A 23,824-nucleotide genomic window follows, 5' to 3' on the forward strand; every position below is an offset into this window, starting at 1 on the left:
ATCATACTTGCTTTCACTCCAATATTCGGGTGAATCTGGAATTTGTTTCAATTTTGCTCAAAAAAAATTCCGGTTCCCTTAAAGGAACCGGACCTCGTCATCAAACGAGAGGGCGTAGCCGCCAGCGAGAAGGTACAAATAGCTCTCCTTCACGCTCCTGCCGACAATCTGCTCGATTGCCTGCCGGTAGAGGCGTATTTGCTCGCCGTACCGCTCAATCATATTCTGTTTCACAGCTTCGGACTTCTCCATCGCTACTCTGTCTGTCTTGAAGTCAAGCAATACGAGCCCGCCGTCATCTTCCTCCAGCAAACAATCGATAACGCCCTGCACGATGATTTGCTCCTCGCTTGCACCGCTCATTTCAGGCTCCACGAGAGAAGCTGGCCTCGCCAGGGTAAACGGCAATTCACGGTGGACCACCCGTGCCCGCTTCATCCGATCTCCCAGCGGCGAGGCGAAGAAACGAACGATCTGCATGAAGTCGATAGCCTGAACCTGCTCCTCCGTCAAAAAGCGGCGGGACAACAGCGAGGCAATCTGGTCGCGGACATCGTCCTCGTCCAGTGATCGTTTGAGATCGATGTTTTGCAGGATCAGATGGGTGATCGTTCCCCGCTCGGCTGCCGTGAGCGTGTGAGCGCCCTCCTCCATCAAAAACCGCGGCTTTTCCACAATCGTCGGGACGCGAAGCGGATAGCCTCTGGAAACAGCCTGTTCCCGCCGCTTCAGTTCGCTGACGGTCCATTTGGTCATCACCTGGGAAGCTGCCTGATGTGGATAGCTCCAGCCCAATTTGCGCTCAATCAGCCGCGCGCTTTCAGGATCAACAGGCCTATCCGGTACGGTCTCGCGCCTGGTGATTCGCTCCCAGTCAGAGTGCTGGCCGGAATTCCGGTCTGCCTCAGCCCTCAGATCGTCCGCGCGGTGGAAGAAAAACGACCATATGGACTCGTCCGGAACCGTTCGCACCATCACTTCGTCGCCGCCTCCGCACTCGCGGGGATAAGACCGGAGGGGACTTGCGAGCGGATGGCGCAGAAGCGCTCTGCCGACCCAATCCAGATAGCCTTTTGCTTGCAAAAGGTCTTCGTCATGCAGCCGCTCGCCGTCCCCCTGGCGTCCCCATGAGACGATGCTCTTGCACAAATCCTTGGCGGTTCCGAGCAGGACGAGCTTTTCCCTTGCCCGGGTGAGAGCGACGTACATTACTCGCATTTCTTCCGCCAGCATCTCGCGGCGCAGCTGCTGGCGGATGCCCAGTGCAGCCAGGCTCGGGTATCGCACCTGCAGCTCAGGCTCTACCGCCATCGGACCAAAGCCAAGGTCCTTGTGCAGCAAGAAGTGGCTTTTCATATCCATCGTGTTGAACTGCTTGCCCATTCCTGCGACAAAGACGACCGGAAACTCCAGCCCTTTGCTTTTGTGAATGGTCATGATGCGGACGACATCCTCGTTTTCGCCGATCGTGCGTGCCTCCCCCATATCGTTGCCCGCCTCCCGGAGCCGGTCGACGAAACGGAGAAAGCGGAACAATCCCCGATACGAGCCTGCCTCGTACTGACGGGCGCGGTCGTACAGGACGCGAAGATTGGCCTGACGCTGCTGGCCGCCCGATAGCGCCGCCACATAGTCGAGATAGCCCGTCTCGCGGTAGATCGTTGCGATCAGCTCGGCCAGAGAATCTCTTCTGGCCTGCGTGCGCCATTTGTCCAGCTTGCTGAAAAAGCGGCGCAAACGCTTCTCCCAATCCGCCTCTCCCTGCTGCTCCTCGATATACCGATGAACAGCCTGATAAAAGGGGATCGACGGATAGCTGATGCGAATCTGCGACAGTTGCGGCTCGGCAATGCCGACAATCGGTGAGCGCAGCACAGACGCAAGCGGGATGTCCTGAAACGGGTTGTCGATCACCCGCAAAAGCGAGAGCATGACCTCTACTTCTGTCGTGCTGAAATAGCCCTGGTTTTGCTCCGCATAGACGGGGATTCCGGCTGCACGCAGCTCCTCCATCATCGGCTCTCCCCACGCCGAGGTGGCCCGAAGCAGGATGACAATGTCGCGGTAAGCGAGCGGTCGCAGCCCTCCTGCCTTTTTATCGAAAACGAGAAGCGGCGCCTCGCCACTCCCCGGCTCCATCCAGCGGCGGATGCGCTCTGCGATCAGTCGGGCCTCCATTTGGGCCGCGCTCGCTTCTTCCAAAGCTTCTCCCAGTCCCGGAGCGGCTCCTCCGTCTGCGGAAGCTTCTCCGCCCTCTGCGGGGGGATTCGCCTGATCCTCCGCCTCTTCCTGTGAAGTCCGGTCAATCAGATGCAGCTCCACTTGCAGACGGTCAGGCTCCACCTCCGGATAGGAGGCGCGGCAGATCAGCTCAGCCGAACGGTCGTAGTCGATTTCCCCGACGCCCGGCGACATGATCTGCCTGAACAGGAAGTTGACCGCGTCTACGACTTCGCGGCGGCTGCGGAAGTTGGCCGCCAGATCGATCCGCTGTCCCGTCCCCCGGCTGTTTCCCGATGCATCCTGCAAGTCTGTTCCACCCGCTTCGTGCTGCTCCAGCCGGTCGCTCTCAGAGCCGGTCTCATAGCTCAAGTATTTCTCCAAAAACAAATTGGGCTCAGCCAGCCGGAACCGGTAAATGCTCTGTTTGACATCTCCTACCATGAAGCGGTTTGCTATTTCGTGCGAATCCGGTTCACGCGATACCATGCGCAAAATCGTTTCCTGAACAAGGTTGATGTCCTGATACTCGTCGACGAGGACCTCTGCATACTGATCGCGCAACTGGAGGGCAAGCGCTGAAGGCTGCTTCCCGCCACCACCGCTGCTGTCTGACTCCTCCGCCTCAGCATCGGCTCTCGTCAAAAGCCGGAGAGCCAGATGCTCCAAATCACCGAAGTCAACCAGCGCCCGCGCCCGTTTTTCCTGCGCAAAAGCCGCGTCAAACTCCGTGACCAATCGGGCCAGCGTCTGCATCGACGGAGCCAGCCTTTCAAGGTCCGCCAGGTACTGCTCCGCCGGCATGGAGAAGTTTTGCTCGACCAGCTCGCCAAGCGCTTTCTTCACCTCATTGCGAAGCCCCTGCACCTGTTCCTTGAGATCCGGGTCGACATCCTTGACAGACGGCAAACGTGCAAAGGAAATGCCTCGGACTGCCTGCTCCGTCTCTGCCCATCCCTGACGGCACGCCGCTACTGCCCGCTCCAGGCCAGCCGCCTCCGCTTCCAACAGCGGAACGTAAGCAGCAGGCCCTTCCGGTGAAGCAGCCAGGAGAACGGCTCGTCTCAGCTTTCCTTCCAGACCTTGCAATTCCCATCTCAGCGACTGCAGGATGCTTTTCGTCCACTTGAGGCCGTCCATCGACTTTGCGGACGCTGTCGCAAACATCTCGGCAGCTTCTTCCAGCCATCCCTTCGGATCCGGATTGCTGCGTGAAAACTCGTACAGGCGCAACAGCAGCCCGACAAGGATCTGGTCATCCTGTCCGTCCAGCATCAGATCGGCCAAACGTTGAAAATCCGGGTCTCGCTCGTACCACTCCTCCAGCATTTCCTCCAGAATGTCCTGGCGGAGCAGCTCGCCTTCCATCTGGTCGGCAATGCGGAAGTCGGGATCAAGCTCCACGAGGTAGTAATACTGGCGCAAAAGCCCCAGACAAAAGGAGTGAATCGTGGTGATGGAGGCCCGCTGCAGCAGGGCCAATTGTTTTCGCAAATGAGCGGACTGCGGCTTTTCCTTGAGCGCCTTTCGCAACGCTTCGCTGATCCGGTGCCTCATCTCCGCGGCGGCCGCATTGGTAAAGGTAACGACCAGTAATTCATCCACCCCGACGGGATCGCTTTCGTCCATGATCCGGCGAATGATCCGCTCTACGAGCACTGAGGTTTTCCCGGAGCCAGCTGCTGCCGCCACCAGCAAATTGCTTCCACGGCTCGTTATCGCCTGCCACTGCTCGTCGGTCCACTGCTCAGGCTTTGCCTGCGGCTGACTCGATTGCTGCTCCATCGCTATCCACCTCCGCATCTGTTAATTGCCCGCTCTGGAGCATATCCCATATTTCCTTGTTGTTCCACTTGGGAAGCTGGCGCAGCTGATTTGCGTCTCCATCCGGGTCGTATTGGCAGACAGGCTTGTACGAGCATCGATCGCAAGCAGTCAACGTTCCGCTCACATAGGGGGAAATCTCAATGTCGCCGTCTGTCATCCGCGCGCTCAGCTCTTTTACCGTGGTGCGGACGAACTGTTGGAGCGCTTGAAACTGCTCCGCCGTTGCCACAGAGGAACGAGCCGACAAGGTGCCGTCCTTTTTCAATTCAAACGGAACCAGTTCGGAAGCCCCCTGCTCCACCTGTGCGTCCATCATGCGGGCCAATTCCGGGTCGGCCAGCATCAAGCCTTTCATCCGCAATCGCTTTGCCCGCTCCTTGGCCGCTTCATCACTGGTCAAAAGCCGCTTTGCCGTGACAAACGGGTCCGCTACCTGGTAGTAAAAGACACCAGCCATCTCTGCCTTTTGGCCGAGCCATTCCTCTGCATTCGTCACGACCACATCGAGGTAGACCAGAAGCTGCAGATTCAGACCGTTGAACACATCAGACAGCAGGAGCTGCTTCGGACTGGATTTGTAGTCAATCACGCGCAAATACGGGATCTCGCTGTCGAGAGATTGGTCGACACGGTCGATTCGCCCGATCAACTGGACAGAGGAGCCGTTGGCCAGCCGCAGTTCGAGTCCAGGCAGATCTCCGCCAGGGCCAAACGCCACCTCCAGACCTACAGGGGCAAAGCGGCTCCGCTTCGCATGCTCGCCCAGGACGTAGATGGCTCTTCCGACCGCCCGTTTCAGCTTGCCCGACAGGTATCGGTACCGGGCCGTCCGGGTGAGGATGCTGCTGCGGGTCGACGGCACCAGCTCGTCAACTACTTCACCGGCCAACTGCATGCTGTTCGCTTCGGTCAAACGGCTCCATTCCAGATGTTCCTCGTTCATCTTTTCGACTGCGCGCTTGAGCGAGGCGTGGAATAGCTCGCCCACGTCAAAACGCTCCAGCTTGTATAGCTGCCGCTCTCGCAAGCGCAGGCCGTGCGAGGAGTAATGAGAAAATGGACAGGTCTGGAAGCGTTCCAGCCGGGAGACGCTCATCTTGAGACGGTCCCCGTAAAGGGCTTGGCTCGTCTTCCTGTCCAGCGGCATCGGCCGGTTTGTGTAGCGCAAGCCGGACAGAAGCCACTTCTCTCTGCTCGCGTCGGGAGAGTGCCGCAGAAACCAGTCGTATACCTCCCACCAGAAAACGGGCAGGCTGCCGCTCTCCTTCATTTCCCGCACGAGCGTAAGCAAATGGCTGAATACGCGTCGCGGCGAGCCCAGCAAAAAGGAGTCCGCCTCGGCATTCCCGCTCGGCTCATTGTGGAAAAACCGGTAAGGCACATCCGGGATAACTTCCCGGATGCGGGCAAACACCGAAGAAGGCAAAAGCGCTTTCCCCTCTTCATCTGCCAGCGCACAGCTCAAATACAGCCGCTCCGCCGGACGGGTCATCGCCTGATAGAGCAGAAACGGTTCGGCCATCAGCCGCTGCTTGGCTGTCGGCGCGAGCTCCATGCCCATTTCCGCGAGCCTTTCCCGCTCCGCCTCGTCCAGCACGCCGTCTTCCTTCGGCTTGAGGGGAATGACTCCTTCGTTGACCCCAAGCAGAAAGAGAGCCCGTACATCCGGCTGGCGGGAACGCTCCATCGACCCGACCAATACTTGATCCAGCGCAGGCGGCACCAGGCCAAGCTCAATGCTTTCCAGTCCGCTCTCCAGGACGCTGGCAAACGTGTCGATGTCCATCTGCTCCTCGCCCATCACTTCGACGACCTGGTCAAAGAGGCTCATCAGCCCGTTCCAGACCTGCCCGTGCATCTGGGCATCGTCCAGCTCTCCCGACTGCTCTGCCGTTCTTTGCCACTTTTCCAGTATGCCTGGTACGTCGAGACTGACCAAAAAGCGGTAGAGAGCTGTCGCCATCGCGCGGACATCTTTCTTTTCCGCCTGCTTCAACTCTTCTTCAAACCGGCGCAAGGGCGCTGCGTACTGTCTTCGCAATTCATCTGCCGCCTGATCCTCGGCAGACTCTCCGCCAAACCGCCACGGCTTCTCATCCGACCAATAAGAGCCGTATACGCCATGTGCCAGCACATAGTTTTCCAGCAAGTCGACTTCTCGCCGAATCACGTTCAGTGGAACCTGCTCCCCGCTGTCGGAAACGCGTCCCTCCGGTGTGACCAAATCTGTCTTCAGGCAGCGGAATACCGCTTCATACCGCCATCTGGCCGTGACCACCTCCAGAGCGGAACGGACCAATTCCATCAGCGGATGGTGCATGACCGTGCGCTTCTGATCCAGGAAGAACGGGATCCCGTAATCGGTAAACACGGTCGCAAGCTCGTCCGCATAGGTGCCGATCTCGCGCAGCAGTATCGCCATGTCGCGCCAGCGATACCCCTCCGTGCGCGCAAGCTCGAGAATCTGCAGAGCGACCGCTTCCACCTCGGCCCGGCGATTGGCGGCCGACAGCAGACTTACTTCATCCGCTCTTGCGGGAGGCGGAGGAGTACCCGGGTCTCCCCACGCAAAGTAACGATCCTCCAGCTGGCGAAGCCACGGACTGTCGGCAAATCTCCCCGGCCCGGTCAACAGAATCGGGCTTTCGACCGCTACGCCCGCTTCTTTGGCCATCTTCTCCAATGTTTGATAGGTGCGCAGAGTCGGATGAAACAATCCGAGCTCATCAGGGGAGGCATCCCGTTCGGACGGGTCGAGGCAAAGCGCAATCGTGACCTTTTTGGCGCAGACCATCAGTTGCTCGATCACCCGCAGCTCCTGGTTCGTAAATCCGCTGAAACCGTCGATAAAAATCTCGGTCTGGGCGATGTAAGCGGAATCTTTGATCATGACAGCAACGCGGTTCAAAATATCGTCCGCATCCCAGTACCCTTGGGCGAGATGAGCCTCGTACGCATTCATGACCAGTCTCAGATCATGTATTTTTTGATTGAGCGTCCCGCTTCCCCAATCGACGTTTTCCGTATGGGTAAAGCTGACGCCGTATGACTTGCACTCGCTGATCAGACGGCCCAACTGGGACGTAAAACCGGGCTGCAGCGCTGCCCGCCTGAATACCTGCAGCTCTTCCTTGTAGCGCTCCAGCAGCAGGCGCAGGACCATTTGCTTGCCCAGGTCATCGACAGGCACGAGCGTCAAATCGCCAAGCTCCTGCAGCAGCCGATGCGCCAGCCGCCCGAAGCTGAGGACCTGTGTGCCGATCACGCCGTGCAGTCCCGGGATGGAAGCGAGTGCGTACTCCGCTTGAAAGCTGGCCTGCTCAGGAACGAGCAAAATCATCGGCGAACCGAGCGCGGACTGCTTCAGCCGCGCTTCCATTTGGTTCAGGATGGTTTGCGTCTTGCCTGTTCCGGCACGGCCCAGGACAAATTGTACTGCCATGAGCACTCCTCCTCGTCGTTGTTGATTATTCTGTCTCCATCCTGATCGTGCTGCCTTCGCCCATAGGCTCCGCCGGCGTGATGATCAGTCTTCGCGGCATGCGTACACGAATCTCCGGAACATGGCTGATCACGCCAATTGTAAAGTCGTCCATGCGCAATCTCTCCAATGCGTCCATGACCACCTCCAAAAGCTCCGGATCAAGCGTGCCGAAGCCTTCATCGAGGAAAAAGAACTCCAATCTGCCGCCCCGCATCTGAATCTCCATGGACAAGGCCAAGGCCAGCGACAGGGACGTCAGGAAGGTCTCTCCCCCTGACAGCGTGCTGATCGGCCTGCGCATTCCTCCCGCGCCCTCGTCTCTTAAGACAAATTCGCCTTCGTCGCCGATTTCCAGCGCATAGCGGTTTTTGGTCATCCGCATCAGGTGGTAGGAAGCGTCTCTGGCGATCGAGGCGAGCTTTTCCTCGGCGATGAACTGCACGAACGCCTTTCCTTCCAGCAGCTTTTTCAGCTCCTCCAAACGGCTTTGCTCGTCCATCTCCTCTGCGAGCCGTTTTTCGATTGAAAGCCATTTTTCATGGTTCTGCTCTACCTGGGCAAACGTTTGCCGGGTGACTGCCACCTGCTCCTTGGCCGCCTGATGCCCCTCTTCCGCTTCGTCCCAGGCCTGCTTGGCCGCTTCCCATTCCACTTTGGTGACATGCCTTCCGTCCAATGCCTTCAGCAGCCGCTCCTCATCGTACCGCAAACGGGCTAGCTCCGTCTGGTACGCGGAAAGCTGCTCCTGCAAAGACACAAGCCGATCCCGCTCACGGTACAGCTCTCCTGCCCGTTCCGGAGTGCCGAGGCCGCTCTCCGCCAGCGAGCGGTGCATTTGTTCTGCCGCTTCCGTTCGCTGCCGGGACAGTACCGCATAGCCTTCTGACAGCTTGACTACGGCATTTTGCACCTCTTCCCGGGCCTCTCGTGTTTCTTTGCGCTTGTTTTCCGCTTCGTCCAAAGAGGTGCGAAGCTGCTGCAGAGTCTGCTCCACGGTTGTCAGCAGCTTCCGCGCGGGCTGTCCGCCCGTCCGCTCCAGCCACATCCCGTGCTTTTGCTCCCACAGCCGCTTTTTTTCCTCCAGCCGCTCACCAAGCAGCGCCTGCTGCGAGTGCAGGGCGGCATGGCGCGAGACCGCTTCCTGATAGCCTGCCAAAAGCGACTGGTACAGCGACTCCTTTTCCGCCCTCGCTTGCTGCAGAACCGACGTTTCCCGGTCGCGCTTTCCGATCGCTTCCCAATGCTTTTCTATTTCCTCAACCTTGACGTCGCCCAGTCTGTCCTCCAAGCGCCGTTTGGCTTCCTCCGCTTGAACGGCCGCGGCTTCCAGACGGGCTTTTGCGGCTGCTTCTTTTTTCAAAAGCTGTTCGCCGAGAACGGCGCTTCGCTCATACATGCGCTTTTTCTCCGCTTCCCGGTCGCGCAGCCCATCCGCCCATTTTTGCAGGCGTTCCCGTTCCGCTCTGTACGCCTCTCGCGCTTCCGCTTCGCTCTTCAGAGCCGCCTCTTCCTGCTTGTACATCTGCAGCAGTTTGGTGATGTCGCCCACCGCCCATTTTTCTCCAAGGGCAGCGCACTCGCGACGGATCGCGTCAATTCTTTCCATCAATACTGCACGCTCTTCGCCGAGGGAGATCATCCGCTGCTCCCACAGCTTCCACTCTCCCTTTGCCGTCTGCAAGGCCTCGAACGCTGTCCGGATCTGCTGCTCCGCGTGACGAACAGCTTCCTCCGTCTCCCGCATCTGCTGACGGATGCTTTCTCCTGCAGCCTGCTGATTGTCCGACTCAGGCTTTTTCTCCTCCGGCTCTTCCAGGCAAGGATGATGGGACGAACCGCATACCGGGCACGCTTCCCCGGGGTTCAGACGATCACGCAGCATTCTGGCCATATTCACTTCCCGCCACTGCTCCCATTCAGCACGGAGACGTTCGAGTTCGCTCCGCCGTCTCGCCTGGGCTTCCTCTTCCATTTTGACTTTCGCTTCGCATGCGTGCAGACGGGTTGCGGCCTGTTCCTGTTCGCGCTGGGCTGTCTGCCGCTTCTCCTCCCAGTTGGCGAGTGCCTGCTCCTGCTCGCGCCATTGCCTGCCCCATTGCTTGATCTGGGACAGGGCGTCGAGTTTCTCGGTCCACTCGGCTTCGGACGAAGGCGGAGTTGCCTCAAGCTGGGCAAGCTTCGTCCTGGCTTCCGCCAACTGCGAGGCGCTTTTCTCCCATTCCTTTTGTGCCATCTCCAGCTCCGAGGCGGCAGACCTCCGCTCCGATTCAACACCCTCCAGCTCGGTAGCCAGCTCTTTGCGCTTCTGTTCTTCCCGTTCCCAGATCAGCTTGGCATCCCGCAGGGCGACGATGAAATCGCGCCATTCCGGCTTTACCTGGGCCGCTTCCAGCGATTTTTCCAGTTCGGCCCGCTCGCTCTCCAGGCGGTTCAAGGACTCTTTGTCACGGGCCAGCTGTTGTTTTAGCACAGTCAGCTCCTGCGACACCTTTTGCCATTCCTGTTCAAGCACGGTCCATTCCGCGCGCAGAGCGGACAGCTCTTCTTCCCACTCCGCAGCCTGGATCAGCCTGCTTTTCCGCTCGATCATAAGCGGCTCCTCCCGCTGCAGCTCGGAAGCGCATTTCACATACGACTCCTCCGCCTGCAGATGCGCTTGCTGGACGACTTCCTGCTTCTTGCGCGCGTCCTCCAGTTGAACAGCCGTCTCCTTCCACTCAGTGTCCAGACGTTCAAACTGCTGGACCTGCGGCCATAGCCTGACACTTGCATCTAGCTGCTTTGCGAGCCGCTCCCATTCAGCGGCTTCCTCCGTCCGGGCCAACTGCTCTGCGAGGCGCTCGCGGACACGCTCCAGCTCCTCCTGCCAGCGGTATACCTGCTCCAGCTCCTTGATCATTCCCGCGAGGCCATCCCGCTGCTCTGCATAGACGCGCTCCTGCCGAGCGGCTTCCTCCCACGTTTTCCGGGCTTGCTCCAGCGCCTCCGGTCCAGCATCCCCGAGCGCCGCCTTCTCCAGCTCGATTTTATGAAGCCGCTCCCGAGTCGCTTCCAGTCCCGCCCGAACGCGCTCACTCAGTTTTTCACCGTAGATATGTAGATGAAACATCCGCTGCAGCATCTCATTGCGGTCGCTCCCCTTGAGCGTCAAAAAGCGGGAAAACTGTCCCTGCGGCAGCACGACAGCCCGGGTAAAATCCTGCAGCGTAAGCCCAATCAAAGACTCGACAGCCGCCGTTGCCATAGTCGCCTTCGATTCCAGCACGACATCCGGCGTCTCTTCGTCTGTTCCGCACTGGATCAGGCGGACCTCCGGCTGTCTCCAGTTTCCGTTTTTATTCAGGCCAAATTCCCGTTCGATCGTATACCGCTTCCGCTCAGCACCCGATCCCAGCTCAAAGGTGAACGAGACAAATACCCGCTGCTCCAACTGGTTGAGCACATCCTTGGGATGGCTGCCGCCGCCGAGCCTGACGACCTGTCCGTAAAGCGCGAGCGTGATCGCGTCCAAAATCGTCGATTTCCCGCTCCCGGTCGGGCCAAAGATTCCAAAGAGACCGGCTTCGCACAGTTTTTCAAAATCGATCTCCTGCATCTCCCGATAGCTATGCAAGCCGGCAAGCTTCAGTCGTATCGGCTTCATCTCGTTCCCTCCTCTTCACCGATTTGGTTCAGCAGACGCTGAAACAAGGCGACCAGCTTCTCGTCCGGCTCTGCCCCGCGCTTTCGTTCATAGAAGCGGCGAAACAGCTGGTCAGGCAGCAGCTCGCTCAGCTCCGCTCGCTGCTCGCTCGCCGAGTCCGCCGTTTCCTCGCGCACCACAACCCGCTGTACTTTGAGAAAATCATCGCTCATTTTGCGCAGCCGCTGAAATTCAGCCGGGTCGATCACGTCCGATACGTGCAGCTCCAAGTCGATCCATGCGCCGGCGTCCCTGCCTTCCTCCAGCCATTTTTCCACCTGCGCAATCCCTTCTGTAGCCTTCCAGCGCGCCAGCGGCCTGCCGCTTGTCAGGTAGACGATCTCCTCTTGCACTTCCTCTCCGGGAACGACATCCACGATCACGACAGCCTTGCTCTGTCCTGCCTCCGAAAAGGAGTACCCGAGCGGCGACCCGCTGTAGCGAATGAGCGGCTTCTCTCCCAGCTTTTGCAGACGGTGCAGGTGGCCGAGCGCCACGTAATCCGCTTTTTCCGGGAAAGCCGACGGGGAGACGGTCAAGGCTCCGCCGATCTGAATAGGCCGCTCGGAATCGCTTTCCCTGCCGCCCATGACAAACAGGTGGCTCGTCACCAGATTGACCGTATCCTCACGGAAATGTACCGACAGCTCGTCAAGCAGCGTCTTGATCCGCTCAGAAAATGCGAGCTGCATCTGCTCCTGGGTAAACGTATCGCTTAACAGCTCCTTGAGGCGGGCTTCCGATGGATACGGCAGGGCCAGAATGACCGCGTGGTGTTCCACGCCGGGAACGGCCAGCTCCATCCACGATGGCCCTCCGTCCAGTACCCGCACCTTATCTCTGGGGGCGTCGCTCCCCGACAAGATCGGCGTTTCTTTGGGCAGTCCCAACAGAACGATGCCCTGTTTCGACGCAATCGGCGCCGCCGCCCGAACCCGCTCCGGCTGATCGTGGTTACCCGCAATGACGACGACAGCCCGCCGCCCTCCAGCGGACAAGCGCTCCAGCGCCGTATAAAACAGCTCCTCCGCCCAGGCAGGGGGGTTGACTGAGTCATAGACGTCCCCGGCAATCAACACGAGCTGAACGTCTTTTTCCTCCGCAATCCGGCAGAGCTCGTCCACAAAATCAGATTGTTCTCCCCGTCTGTCACGCCCCTCCAACTGACGACCGAAATGCCAATCCGCCGTATGTAAAATACGCATGCTTGCACCTTCTCCCGATCATGTGTTTGCGTTCATTGTATCACAGAAAACCCGGTGTTTGCCGAGCCATTGAACAGTTAACAATAATCGCCACTTCCATGTAACTTTTTCTCTCTCAAACTCGTCCTCACCTGTAGAAAACATGAGAGGGGTTAACCAAACGCGTGAAACCTGCCAACCTGTTCGTCGCTGTCCCTGCCCTCTTGCTGGCGTTTTCGGTTTCTGTCTCTGCCGATGCTGCGTCATCTCCGCCCGGCAACAATCAAGCCGGTACAGCTGCTTTGGCTGATACAGCTTCTGCGGTAGTTCCGGCCAAAGCAGCTCCTGTCGAAGCTCCGGCCAAAGCTTCACCTAAAACTCCATCAGTAAAGGCTGCCTCTTCTGCAAAGGGTGAAATCCGGCAGGTACAGGCATGGATCAATGCCGAAGCGAAGAGGAAAATAGCGGACGATCGACTGGAAGACTTCAGCTATCGCTGGATTCAACTGGATGACGACCCGGAGCTGGAGCTTGTGGCAAAAATAAATGACAGTGTGCGGCTGGGCCACTTCTATGTACTCGACCGCCGCCCCAACGGCACCTATGCGCTCTTGACCGAGCAGCCGTGGAATGTCCCGCATTTGGACCTGGAGCGTTGGGACTACAATCATTTTGACAATCCCAATTGGTCAACCATCCCTTCAGGTGAAGAAGGCAAGGTAGGGGGAAAACGGCTGTTTGAAACGCTTAGCAAATCCGGGGGCACCGGCATAAGCGTCTACTACGCCCATCTGTGGTATATCGAGAACGGAAAGTTTGTGGAGGCTTGGGAAGGGACAATGCTGGAAACGGGCTCCGTACCCGGAGGCCAGTCATTCCAGACGATCGGCCAATATCAAATTGTCCAGACGGGCCCTGTTCCTCTGCTTTACTACTGGAAAACGATGCGTGAGCTGGACCCTGATAGCGGAAAGCCCCTTTCTTCTTCCTCTGTGCAGACAGAAGTTCACGTCTTTCCGTTTGAAAACGGCCGCTTTACATCTGCTGCTGCCGCAAAGAACTGACCAGCGGATTTCTGCCCGCTCAAAGCCCGGCATCTTTGCTGCTCCATAAAAAAGCCGCCTCTCCGGCGGTCCCGGGAAAGGCGGCTTTCTGCTTGCTTGCTATTGTTGCTGTCTTTTTGTCCCCTTCTCCGGTGCCTTCAACGATTGCAGGCACATATAGCACATCGTTCCGAAGAGACATGTAATGACGGCAGAGTGAAAAATCGTCGAGTACAGCGTCAGGCGGGACAAGACAACCCAGCCGCCGCTCAGCACCTGAATGACCACGAGCACAAATGACAAGATGCCCGCACCGTACAAGTCACGCCGCGTCTCTTTGAAGTGGCGCAAAACATAAACCAGCACGGCGGCCAGTAGAATCGCCAACACAATCGCGGCTACACGGTGCATAAAATGAATCCCTGTTTGTCCCGACAGCTCCGGTATGAGCTTGCCCTGGCAAAGCGGCCAATCGCTGCAGCCCAGATTGGAGCCGGTGTGACGCACATACGCGCCCAAATAAACGACACCATATGCGTAAATGGTCACAATCCATATGGCCCATCGAAACCCCTTGGAAACCGTTCCCCGGACCAGCTTTTCCACCTTGTTCCGCTGCAGAACGAAGATGCTCAACAGCAAAACCCCGCTAAAGGCCAGAAGTGAAAACCCAAAGTGCAAGGCCATTACGGCAGAGGACTGCGGCCAAATAACCGCGGATGCTCCCAGGAAAGACTCCAGGATCAAGAAAAACATGCTGAACATCACAAGTCCGCGAACTTCCCGATTCCGCGGGTATCTCCGCCATGCCAGGATGGAAAAAATCCCGACGATGATACCGGTCATTCCGGTGACGAAGCGGTGCATATACTCGATCATTGATTCCAACGTGTATTCGGGTACCCATCTTCCGTTACAGAGTGGCCAGTCATTGCCACAGCCCAAACCCGAATCAGTCTTGGTCACCAGTGATCCACCGATCATGACCATGAAGGTAATAATGGTGGATGCAATGGCAAACCATTTCAGCCATTTGTCCATAATTGTTACACCTGACTTCGAGAGAGAACTGTTCAAAAAGAGGGGTATTTCAGCTTTTTGAACAACCTCCATATTTTATCGTACCAAAATGCTCATGTTGCGTATCCCCACTATCACGATAATAAAACATCCCCTGCCGTGCAAGGGATGTTCCGTTCCATTTTGTGATCGTTACGTGTCAAAAGTTGTCCAGCATCGTGCTCACAACAATTGCAGCGCAGAAAACAGTGAGGTACAGGATGGAATAGCCAAACAGCTTTCTCGCCCAGGGCAGTTCATCTTCCTCTTTAAGCTGGAAGCCCTTGAACAACAGCACCAAATAAATGATGCCCATGACAGCCATGACACCCAGATACAGATACCCGACACTGCTGTAGAAAAAGAGCAGCAGCGAAGCGGGAATGAGTACGGCACCCCAGATAAACATCTGACGTTTCGTCTCGGCAAACCCCTTTACGACGGGCAGCATCGGAATGCCCCCTGCCCGATATTCCTCCGTTTTGAGCATCGCCAAAGCGAGGAAATGCGGCGGCTGCCACAAGAACAAGATCAAAAACAGAAGCCATGCAGCCGGGTCCATATTGTTGGTGACAGCTACCCAGCCGATCACTGGCGGAACAGCGCCGGAAATGCCGCCGATAACTGTATTCAGCGTGGTTACCCGCTTGAGCGGCGTATAAATCAGCACATAAAAGATATGGCCGATTAATCCCCATACGGCTGCCAATGGATTGACGAAATAGGCCAGAACAACAAGTCCAACAAGCAGCAAACCAATTCCGATCAACAATGCCTTCAGCGGGGAGATGCGGCCGGAAGCGATCGCCCGGTCTTGGGTGCGCTTCATTTTTTTATCCAGATCGCGGTCGTAATAGTTGTTCAGTGTTGCACCAGACATGATCACCAGGGCGGTTCCGATCATCGTCCAAATAGCCAGAACCCAGTTCGGGTATCCATACGATGCCAGCCACAGACCCGCAAATGCGGTCATCAGGTTGGACATCGTAATGCCCGGCTTTGTCAGCTGCACATAATCTTGCAATGTGGCCCTTCTTGCCGGTTGGGACTGCGCCGCAGGATCGGTGTTGATCGACTCCTGCATCGTCACTTGCTGGTCCACGTTTTGTACCTCCTGTCTGCTAAAAATCCCTTACACGCCAGACCACCACTTCACAAGGAAGTGGCAGTTTATCACGCAATCTATTCCCTCATAATCATTGCAAGACTTTTCGTACCGTAAAATCATTGTATGATCAGCTCTTCGATTACCAGCCGAAAATGACATCCAGGACTCCCGTCGTCTCGCCGCCTGGGTAGATCAGGTAGAGAAGAGTGTAAACAGTCACGCCTGTGATGGCAGAGGCAAACCAGATGACAGACGTCCACGGACCGATTTTCTTATGCTTGTCGTACTTTCTTTTAAATCCGTAATAAAGCGTGACCAGTCCCATCACTCCCCCTATCGTTGCCAGGATGATATGGAAGATGAGGAAAATCTGATAGAAAATACGAATGTTGTCCGGACCGCCGAACAAAGTATTCCCCAGCAGAGCGGTACGGGATACATACGTAATAAAGAAGATCGTCGCACAGATGGCCGCCCACTTCATCGTCTTGATGTGTTTTTCTGTCTGGCGGCTGCGAATGAAATACCAGCCAAAAGCTACGAGAATCCCGCTAATGGCAATGAAGGACGTACTTATCGTAGGCAGTAAAATGTGCATATCTACACCTCGTATCGCAACTTTCTCTTTCTATTAATACCTTATGCTCTGCCCTGATCGGTCGCAGGCTTCAGCACACCGATATTTTGGGCTGCAGGCTGCTGATCCATCGGCAAGTCGTCCTGCTTTTCGTCCTTGCGCCATTTATAAAAAATGTAGGCCAAAACAGAGCCGTAGACCATTTCCTGAACCAGCTTCATGATGATGCCTCCGGTCCGTTGGTCAACAAAGGCGGTATACCCTTCGAACAACTGTGGCGCATTCATGTAATGCTGATAAATCGGCTCTCCGGCAAAGATAATCAACGCACATGCCGGTGTGATCAAAATCCCGTTGGCAAACAAATACGCCATTTTTTTCAGGCCCGCGAGCTGCTCCGGTTGGCCTGGCAGCGGATTTACGATCGGCCACCACATACAGAAAGCCGTACAGAACAGGAAAGCGTGGAAAGCATTCATCGCATCGTGATTCAGAGAAGCGGTATCAAGAATGAACGGAACGTGGTAGAAAGACAGCAAAGCGTTGAAAACGACAGCCGCCACGATCGGTTTTGTGAAGATTCGCAGCAAGGCGTACATTCTCTTGTTGCTGAAAATCGCCGTCCACAGCCATCCCGGAATTCCTACCATCAAAAGCGGAGGCAATACAAAGAACAGGAGGGACATTTGAAGCATGTGCATGCTGAACAGGTAATGGTGTCCCACGTAGTTGATCGGACTGCCTGCACCCGCATAAAAAAACAGCATGGCCAAAACAAACAGCACCTTCTGTTTTGCCGTTGCCGGTTTTGAATCCGCAAAACGGTGACGCAGCGGCCCTGTTAGCGCAAAGTAAAGGATCGTCAGCAAAATGGTAATCAAAATAACAGTCGGGCTCCACATATCAGAAAACGAACCAATCCCGCCATCAACGGGCGTTCCATGTTGGTGATGATCATGCATCGGATTTTTCAATCCTCCTTTCATATTAGAAAGGGTGCCCTCTATACAATCTTCATTATACCGTTAATTCAGCCCGACTTCCTCTCCTAAAAATGAACAATATGTTGACAAACGGATATGGAAAAATCCCCTCCATGCCAACAGGAAGGAAGATGCAATTTCCTGTCTGCATAAAGGGGATCTGCAATCAAATTTTGGCTGACTCATCGCTTTCTGTCGAACATTTGCCCGTGCCTGTCGTGACTATGCCTGGCCGCCTCTCTTACTTTCCGGTCTGGATCGGGACCTCCCATTTTGCATCGTGATGCTCCGTATACTTTTTGTCGTAGGAGATGATCAGTTCCTTCGGCAGTTTTTTGACGCCCTTTAGGAGAAGTCCACCGTTAATATGAAGCTGTCCGTTTTCATACTTTCTTTCATCGTTGAGGAATGCGCTATCGTATTTCTTGCCGCTTTCATCCGTAATGACTCCGAATGTGGACAAGGGGTTCATCGGTGCCGTTCCGTTCCCAATCGTAGCCTCGACTCTGACGATGTAATGATCAGGTTCGTCGGCTTGGTTCTTTTCATGCTGAAATGTGTAGCGATTGCCTTGTTCCTCTACCGTAACCGGGGCTTTCTCAAGCTTCGCAAGGTCGAGCTTTGCCTGGAACGCTGCCGGCTCCTGTTTATAGACAGGGCCAAGCCTGAGAATCATGTTCTTCGTTTCGTCGATCGGTTGGAAGTAGTGGAAATCCCTTACGCTTTCCCCGATTTCCTCAGAAGGACGCCACTTGCTCCGTCTCGGATCGCTCATCAGATTTTTCCTTTCCCCGTTTTTTCCGTAAATAAAGCCAGGGGCCCAAGCTCCCAGAACAGAACCGTGTTCATCCACAAGCTCAAAGCTGTATTCCATCTCTTTTGTGTTCCGGTCAACGACCAGCTCGACACCGGTTGGCGCAAACGTAATCTGCTTGACGTCCAGCTTCAACCCTTGCGGAGTGGTATAGCTCTTGTTTACAGCATACGTTTTGGTCGCCGCTTTCGCTTTTTTGAGGTCCACCGGAACCTCCAGCTGCCAGTTTCCGTTTGTCTCGCCGATTTTTTTGATGTCGAATGCTACAATCAGCTCATCCGGAAGCCCTTTGCCGCCGTTCAGGCTGCTGAGATCGTGTACCAGCTCCATGTAAGGGCCATCTTCGTTCACGCCTTTACCCGTGCCTTTTCCCGTAAGCCCCCATTTCAAAGCTCCTTTTTCTGTCGAAGAATGCAAAACATTCCCTTGTTTATCCTTGATCGTGATTTGTCCTTCCTGATAAGCATCCCAGTGCGATTCCTTTTTATTGCTTTTATCCTTAATGGAAGTCAGAATGCATATGCGAAAGGGATCTGCTACTACCTCATGGACTGTCAGGGTAAACCCTTGGTCGGCAACACTTGCATTCGGTGTTTGGAGAAATCCTTTCTTGGCGGCTTCCTCAATGCCATCGTCACCCAGCCTGGTAAGCAGGCCGTTGCCCGCAACGCCCACAGGCTCCGCTTTGTTCGTCGGACTGCTGGCAAATACGCCGTTCACATAAGTAGAAAACGTCGGTGAATACATCATGCCGCCGGAAATGACTACTGCCAATGTCGCTGCGGCTATCGTTGTCTTTTTCATAATATCCAGACTCCTCTTTTTCCAAATAGGCAACTGCCTCGTATCGGCAGCCCGGTGCAGCATTTTCACTGGATGCGCGGGAAGGGCGCTGATGATCCTGCGGTCCAAATCCTCGGAAAGGGGTTCTTCCACGAGGGCCTTGCCCGCTTCCTCCAGCTCGTCGACCCATTGCTCCAACTGTCGTTGGCAGTGCTTGCAATGCTCGAAATGCTGCTCCAGCTTTCTTCTGTGTTCCGGAGATAGTTTGTCTTCCATGTAGTCGACCATGAGTTCTTGCGTCAGGCATTTCAAGTGGATTCCCTCCTTATTTTTCGCTTTTGCTCAGGCGGTCTCGAAGCTTTCTTCTCGCGTGGGAAAGGCGCATCCTCACCGTATCGACAGACAGCGACAATCTGCTGCTGATCTCCCTGTAGCTCAAAAATTGGAGATAGTGCATATCCAGCAGCGTCCCGTAGTCTTTATTCAGCGCCATGATTTGCTGCCGCAAAGCGACCCGTTGCTCTTTTTCCAAAAAAACTTCCTCCGGGATCGGAGATTCGTCCTTCAGTTCACTGCTCACCTCGGCTACACCAGGCATTCGTTTTCGCTTTCGCAATTCGTCAATGCCCCGGTTCATGGCGATTCGATAGAGCCAGGCCGAAAAGGAGTGTCCCGGTCGATAGTCGGGCAGACTGTAGTACGCCTTGATAAACACTTCCTGCACGATGTCCTCGACTTCATGGGAATGCCCCATCGCTTTTCGCAGAATCGAAGCGACTTTTCCCTTATACCTGTTGACGATCAGAGCATAAGCTTCTTTGTTTCCTTGAAGTACCTCCGCAATGATCTCCCGATCGTCCTGCATGTTTTTACCTCCTCGCAAAAAGGTTGCTGCGCAGCCGTACCTTTTTGGTTGTACACTACTATAGACGAAAAAGGGAGCTGCCCCCTCTCATAAAAAATTTTAAAGTAGGGAAATTTGTTCATGGTACAAAAAAATTCATGTCACCTTTTGACATGAACAAGCTATTGACGGAGTATAACAGAGCCGTTTTCAAGAAGACTCTTTTTCTCCACAGAATCAAAAAAAAGAAGCAGACGAAATTTCGTCTGCCTCTTCTCTTTTTACCACCAAACCCAGAATACGAACACGATAATCGCGATCAGGATAAAGGTCAATCCGGCGAAAATCGAAATTCGTGCAAACTCGTGTCCCTTTTGGTCCATGTGCATCCAGAAGAACAACTGGAACAGCGCCTGGACAAATGCGAGACCGACGATAAACGGAACCGTAAATCCGACCGGAATCGCTTCAAAAGCTACAGCGGCAAATGCCAGTGCGGTCAAGACGAGAGATGCAATAAACGCAATGACATGCTTTTTCGCACCATCGTGCTTTACCTTGGGCTTACGCGGTTCATCATGTACATGTGCTCCCATCGTCTTATCCCACCTTTCCACCGATCATACCCATGAGATATACCACGGTAAAGATGAATACCCACACGACGTCAATGAAGTGCCAGTACAGGCTGGCTACGTAAAACTTCGGAGCCGTTACCACTGTCAGACCTTTTTTCACGGTCTGCAGTTGAACGGTCAAGATCCAGAGAATCCCGAATGCCACGTGAGCTCCGTGGAATCCGACCAGCGTATAGAAGGCCGATCCAAATGCACCGGAAGTCATTTTATGTCCCATGTGGACGTAGTGCATAAACTCGTAAATCTCCAAAGCCAGGAAGCCGAGGCCAAGGATAACCGTGACAGTCATCCAGGCTTGCATTTTTTTCAGGTCTTTCTTGTGCAAGGCCAGAACCGCAAACACGCTGGTAAGCGAACTGGTCAAAAGGAGCAAGGTAGCCAACGCCACAAGCGGCATATCGAACAGCTGCTGGGAGGTTGGCCCGCCATTTGTCTGGTCGCGCAGCGCGATAAACGTCGCAAACAGCGAACCGAACAGGACGGTCTCTCCACCAAGGAAGAGCCAGAAGCCGAGAATCTTGTTCTTGCCTTCAAGGGTGGCTTTTTCCGGTTCATCAGGCAGAACCGCATTTACGTGATGGGTCGCCATTACGCCTTAACCCCCTTTTCTTCGATTTCATCTGGTTCGATATGGTAGCCAGGGTCGTCTTTCAAAGAACGCATCAGCATGCATCCGAACGTAATTACCATACCAATTCCGACTACAACGTAATTGTGGTACATGAAACCGTAACCTGCGATGAACAGGCCCAGAGACATGATGAACGGCAGGAAGGAGCCATTCGGCATATGAATCGAACCAAGCGGTTCTGCGTAAGTCATGCCTTTGTTGCCAGCCATTTTTTCTACCCACAGGGCATCCAGACCGCGAACAAGCGGAGTTTGCGCAAAGTTGTACTCCGGCGGCGGAGAAGGAATCGACCATTCCAGCGTACGGCCATCCCACGGATCCGCAGGCGCGCGCTTGGAGCTCTTCGCGGAAACGTATGCATTGACAAGGAAGAGAATCGTACCGATCGTCATTCCGAAGACACCGATGGTACTGATAAAGTTGCCCAGTTCCAGACCTTGGCCAGCCAGGTACGTAAATACGCGACGCGGCATACCCATCAGGCCGAGGAAGTGCTGCGGGAAGAAGGTCAGGTGGAACCCGATAAAGAAGGTCCAGAAGTTCCATTTCCCGAGCGTTTCATTCAGCATTTTGCCGAACATTTTTGGCCACCAGTAGTAAAGACCGGCGAACAGACCGAATACGAGACCACCAACGATTACGTAGTGGAAGTGAGCAACTACGAAGTAGCTGTCATGGTATTGGTAGTCAGCAGGCGGAACCGCGAGCATAACCCCTGTCATACCACCAATTGTAAAGGTCGGGATAAAACCAACAGCAAACAGGTTTGCGGTAGGGAAGCGAATTTGCCCGCCCCACATCGTCAAGAGCCAGTTGAAGATCTTGATACCGGTCGGAACGGCAATCAGCATCGTTGCCAGACCGAACAAGGTGTTGGCGATCGGACCCATACCAGTCGTAAACATGTGGTGCGCCCACACCATGAAGCCAAGGAAACCAATCAGTGCTGTCGCAAATACCATGGAGCTGTAACCAAACAGGCGCTTTCTGGAGAAGGTACTTACTACCTCGGAAATGATACCGAAGGCAGGAAGAATCAGAATGTACACTTCGGGGTGACCGAAGATCCAGAACAGATGCTGCCAGATAACAACGTTACCACCTGCATCAGGGTTGAAGAACGCTGCCCCGAACAGACGGTCGAACATCAGAAGTACAAGGCCGACGGTAATCGCCGGGAAAGCAAACAGGATCAATCCGGATGTCACGAAGGACGCCCAGGTGAACAGCGGCATGCGCATGAAGGTCATGCCCGGTGCACGCATGTTGATGATGGTTACCAGGAAGTTGATACCACCGATCAGGGTACCCAGACCTGCGATCTGCAGACCGAGTACGTAGAAGTCGATCCCGAATCCACTATATTGATTCAAAGCAAGAGTTGCGTAGGACGTCCAACCGGCATCCGGCGCGCCGCCGAGGAACCAGCTTGTATTGATAAGGACGCCCCCGAAGAAGAAGAGCCAGAAACCGAGTGCGTTCACAAACGGGAACGCAACGTCCCTCGCACCGATCTGAAGAGGTACGATCGCGTTCATCAGTGCAAAGATCACCGGCATCGCTGCCAGGAAGATCATCGTAGTTCCGTGCATGGTGATCAGTTCGTTAAACGTCTTCGCACCGACCACTTGGAGCTCTGGATACATTAATTGCAAGCGAATAAGCAGGGCTTCAAGACCGCCGGCCAAGAAGAAGATCCCACCGGCGATCAGGTACAGAATGCCGATTTTCTTATGGTCCACGGTAGTGAGCCAATCAGCGATTCCCGACCGCTTGGGTGCATGAGAAGCATGTGCAGACACGGTTTTACCTCCTTTTTAGCGTCACTGCCTCATGACGATTCCATTCATTAACTTTATCTTTTTATTTCCTGTACTTTGAGCGTAGACATGTACTCAACCAGCGAATTGATTTGATCTTCGCTCAGGTTCAGATTTGGCATGTTGTTGCCCGGCTTTTCTTTTTGCGGATCTCTCAGCCATTTGGCCAAGTGTTCAGCATCGTTAGGCATGATACCGGCTACGCGTTGGCGATCGGCGAAGTTTGTCAGGTTCGGCCCCAGTTTTCCGCCTTTGCCTGCGACAGCGTGACAGCCCAAGCAGCTCTTTTCGAAGATTTGTTGTCCTTGGACAGCGTTTGCAGAAGCTGGCGCTGCAGGTTCTGCAGATTGAACGCCCTTCATTTTTTCTGCCCAGGCAGCAAATTCGTCTTGTTCCAGGACGTCAACCTTGAAGTCCATCAATGCGTGAGACGCTCCACAGAGCTCTGCGCATTTTCCGTAGAAGACACCGGTTCTGTCAGCTTGCAGCCACATTTTGTTTTCCAGTCCCGGGTTGGTGTCGATCTTTCCGCCGAGTGCAGGGATCCAGAATGCGTGCATAACGTCAGCAGATGTCAAAGTGAACTGGACTTTTTGATTGACAGGCAATACCAGGTCTTGCGCTGTAGATACGCCAAGGTCCGGATACTCGAATTCCCACCAGAACTGGTGAGCGGTTACACGAACTTGAAGCGCTTCATCTTTGTTGTATTCTTTACCAAGAGTAAATCCTGTAGTAACAGTTGGTACTGCCATTACGATGAGCAGCAGGAACGGAATGACCGTCCAAATGATCTCCAGAGTATGGCTGCCTTCCACTTGTTTGGGAATGCCTTCCTGTCCTGGACGCTTGCGGTAACGAATAAGTACGTAGGTGAGGATCAGCATAACGACGATAAAGACCCCGATCATGATGGAAGCCGACAGCTTCATCAAGTCGAATTGCATGGCTGCAACCGGCCCCTGCGGCTGAAGTGCAGAGAGCTCTCTCATGCCGCAACCGGAGAGCGTCAGCGCCAGCAACCCAAACAGGAAAAGCTGACGCCATGATTGTTGCCAACTCTTCATACCAATGAACCCCTCTTTCTTTCATGTTGATTACGCCCTGTCGTATGTACGGCGGGAGCG

15 protein-coding genes are annotated in these 23,824 nt (G+C 55.0%); 1 reads left to right on the forward strand and 14 read right to left on the reverse strand.

What is annotated here, in order from left to right:
• Window positions 1-78: 78 nt before the first annotated feature.
• From addA to NST96_RS23005, 4 genes are read right to left on the reverse strand one after another with little or no spacing between them, the layout of a single operon-like run.
• Window positions 79-4,005, reverse strand: a complete 3,927-nt coding sequence (gene addA, locus NST96_RS22990; protein ID WP_031931640.1) for a helicase-exonuclease AddAB subunit AddA — start codon at window positions 4,003-4,005, stop codon at window positions 79-81.
• Complete coding sequence (gene addB / locus NST96_RS22995) at window positions 3,968-7,489, reverse strand: helicase-exonuclease AddAB subunit AddB (protein ID WP_031931641.1); 3,522 nt, start codon at window positions 7,487-7,489, stop codon at window positions 3,968-3,970. The genes addA and addB overlap by 38 nt, the downstream gene beginning before the upstream one ends.
• 25 nt (window positions 7,490-7,514) lie before the next feature.
• The gene (locus NST96_RS23000; RefSeq protein WP_342404760.1) at window positions 7,515-11,174 is read right to left on the reverse strand and encodes an AAA family ATPase; all 3,660 of its coding nucleotides are present in this window, start codon (window positions 11,172-11,174) and stop codon (window positions 7,515-7,517) included.
• Window positions 11,171-12,418: an exonuclease SbcCD subunit D gene (locus NST96_RS23005; protein ID WP_024983588.1), complete on the reverse strand. Its 1,248-nt coding sequence runs from the start codon at window positions 12,416-12,418 to the stop codon at window positions 11,171-11,173. The genes NST96_RS23000 and NST96_RS23005 overlap by 4 nt, the downstream gene beginning before the upstream one ends.
• Before the next feature lie 164 nt (window positions 12,419-12,582).
• Between NST96_RS23005 and NST96_RS23010 the strand changes: the two genes are divergently transcribed.
• Window positions 12,583-13,461: a hypothetical protein gene (locus tag NST96_RS23010; protein ID WP_227277674.1), complete on the forward strand. Its 879-nt coding sequence runs from the start codon at window positions 12,583-12,585 to the stop codon at window positions 13,459-13,461.
• 99 nt (window positions 13,462-13,560) lie between these two features.
• Here the strand turns inward: NST96_RS23010 and NST96_RS23015 are convergent, their stop codons facing one another.
• From NST96_RS23015 to coxB, 10 genes are all read right to left on the reverse strand, one after another.
• A complete protein-coding gene (locus tag NST96_RS23015) occupies window positions 13,561-14,481 on the reverse strand; it encodes a heme A synthase (RefSeq protein WP_003391752.1) in 921 nt (306 codons plus the stop codon).
• A gap of 178 nt (window positions 14,482-14,659) precedes the next feature.
• Complete coding sequence (gene cyoE, locus NST96_RS23020) at window positions 14,660-15,601, reverse strand: heme o synthase (RefSeq protein ID WP_003391753.1); 942 nt, start codon at window positions 15,599-15,601, stop codon at window positions 14,660-14,662.
• 145 nt (window positions 15,602-15,746) lie between these two features.
• Entirely contained in the window at window positions 15,747-16,205 is a 459-nt protein-coding gene (locus NST96_RS23025; RefSeq protein WP_003391757.1) for a DUF420 domain-containing protein, read from the reverse strand.
• 41 nt (window positions 16,206-16,246) lie between these two features.
• Window positions 16,247-17,146, reverse strand: a complete 900-nt coding sequence (locus tag NST96_RS23030) for a cytochrome c oxidase assembly protein (RefSeq protein ID WP_051567352.1) — start codon at window positions 17,144-17,146, stop codon at window positions 16,247-16,249.
• A gap of 262 nt (window positions 17,147-17,408) precedes the next feature.
• The gene (locus NST96_RS23035; protein WP_172920670.1) at window positions 17,409-19,076 is read right to left on the reverse strand and encodes a DUF4179 domain-containing protein; all 1,668 of its coding nucleotides are present in this window, start codon (window positions 19,074-19,076) and stop codon (window positions 17,409-17,411) included.
• Between the two features lie 13 nt (window positions 19,077-19,089).
• On the reverse strand, window positions 19,090-19,629 hold the full coding sequence (locus tag NST96_RS23040) for a sigma-70 family RNA polymerase sigma factor (RefSeq protein ID WP_122958205.1): 540 nt from the start codon (window positions 19,627-19,629) through the stop codon (window positions 19,090-19,092).
• 260 nt (window positions 19,630-19,889) lie between these two features.
• A complete protein-coding gene (locus tag NST96_RS23045) occupies window positions 19,890-20,204 on the reverse strand; it encodes a cytochrome C oxidase subunit IV family protein (RefSeq protein ID WP_003391766.1) in 315 nt (104 codons plus the stop codon).
• Between the two features lie 4 nt (window positions 20,205-20,208).
• The gene (locus tag NST96_RS23050; RefSeq protein ID WP_003391767.1) at window positions 20,209-20,835 is read right to left on the reverse strand and encodes a cytochrome c oxidase subunit 3; all 627 of its coding nucleotides are present in this window, start codon (window positions 20,833-20,835) and stop codon (window positions 20,209-20,211) included.
• On the reverse strand, window positions 20,835-22,679 hold the full coding sequence (ctaD, locus tag NST96_RS23055; RefSeq protein ID WP_003391768.1) for a cytochrome c oxidase subunit I: 1,845 nt from the start codon (window positions 22,677-22,679) through the stop codon (window positions 20,835-20,837). The genes NST96_RS23050 and ctaD overlap by 1 nt, the downstream gene beginning before the upstream one ends.
• Window positions 22,680-22,732: 53 nt before the next feature.
• Complete coding sequence (coxB, locus tag NST96_RS23060) at window positions 22,733-23,764, reverse strand: cytochrome c oxidase subunit II (RefSeq protein ID WP_003391770.1); 1,032 nt, start codon at window positions 23,762-23,764, stop codon at window positions 22,733-22,735.
• Window positions 23,765-23,824 lie beyond the last annotated feature (60 nt).

The organism is Brevibacillus sp. FSL K6-2834 (assembly GCF_038592925.1).
Classification (GTDB): Bacteria; Bacillota; Bacilli; order Brevibacillales; family Brevibacillaceae; genus Brevibacillus; species Brevibacillus borstelensis.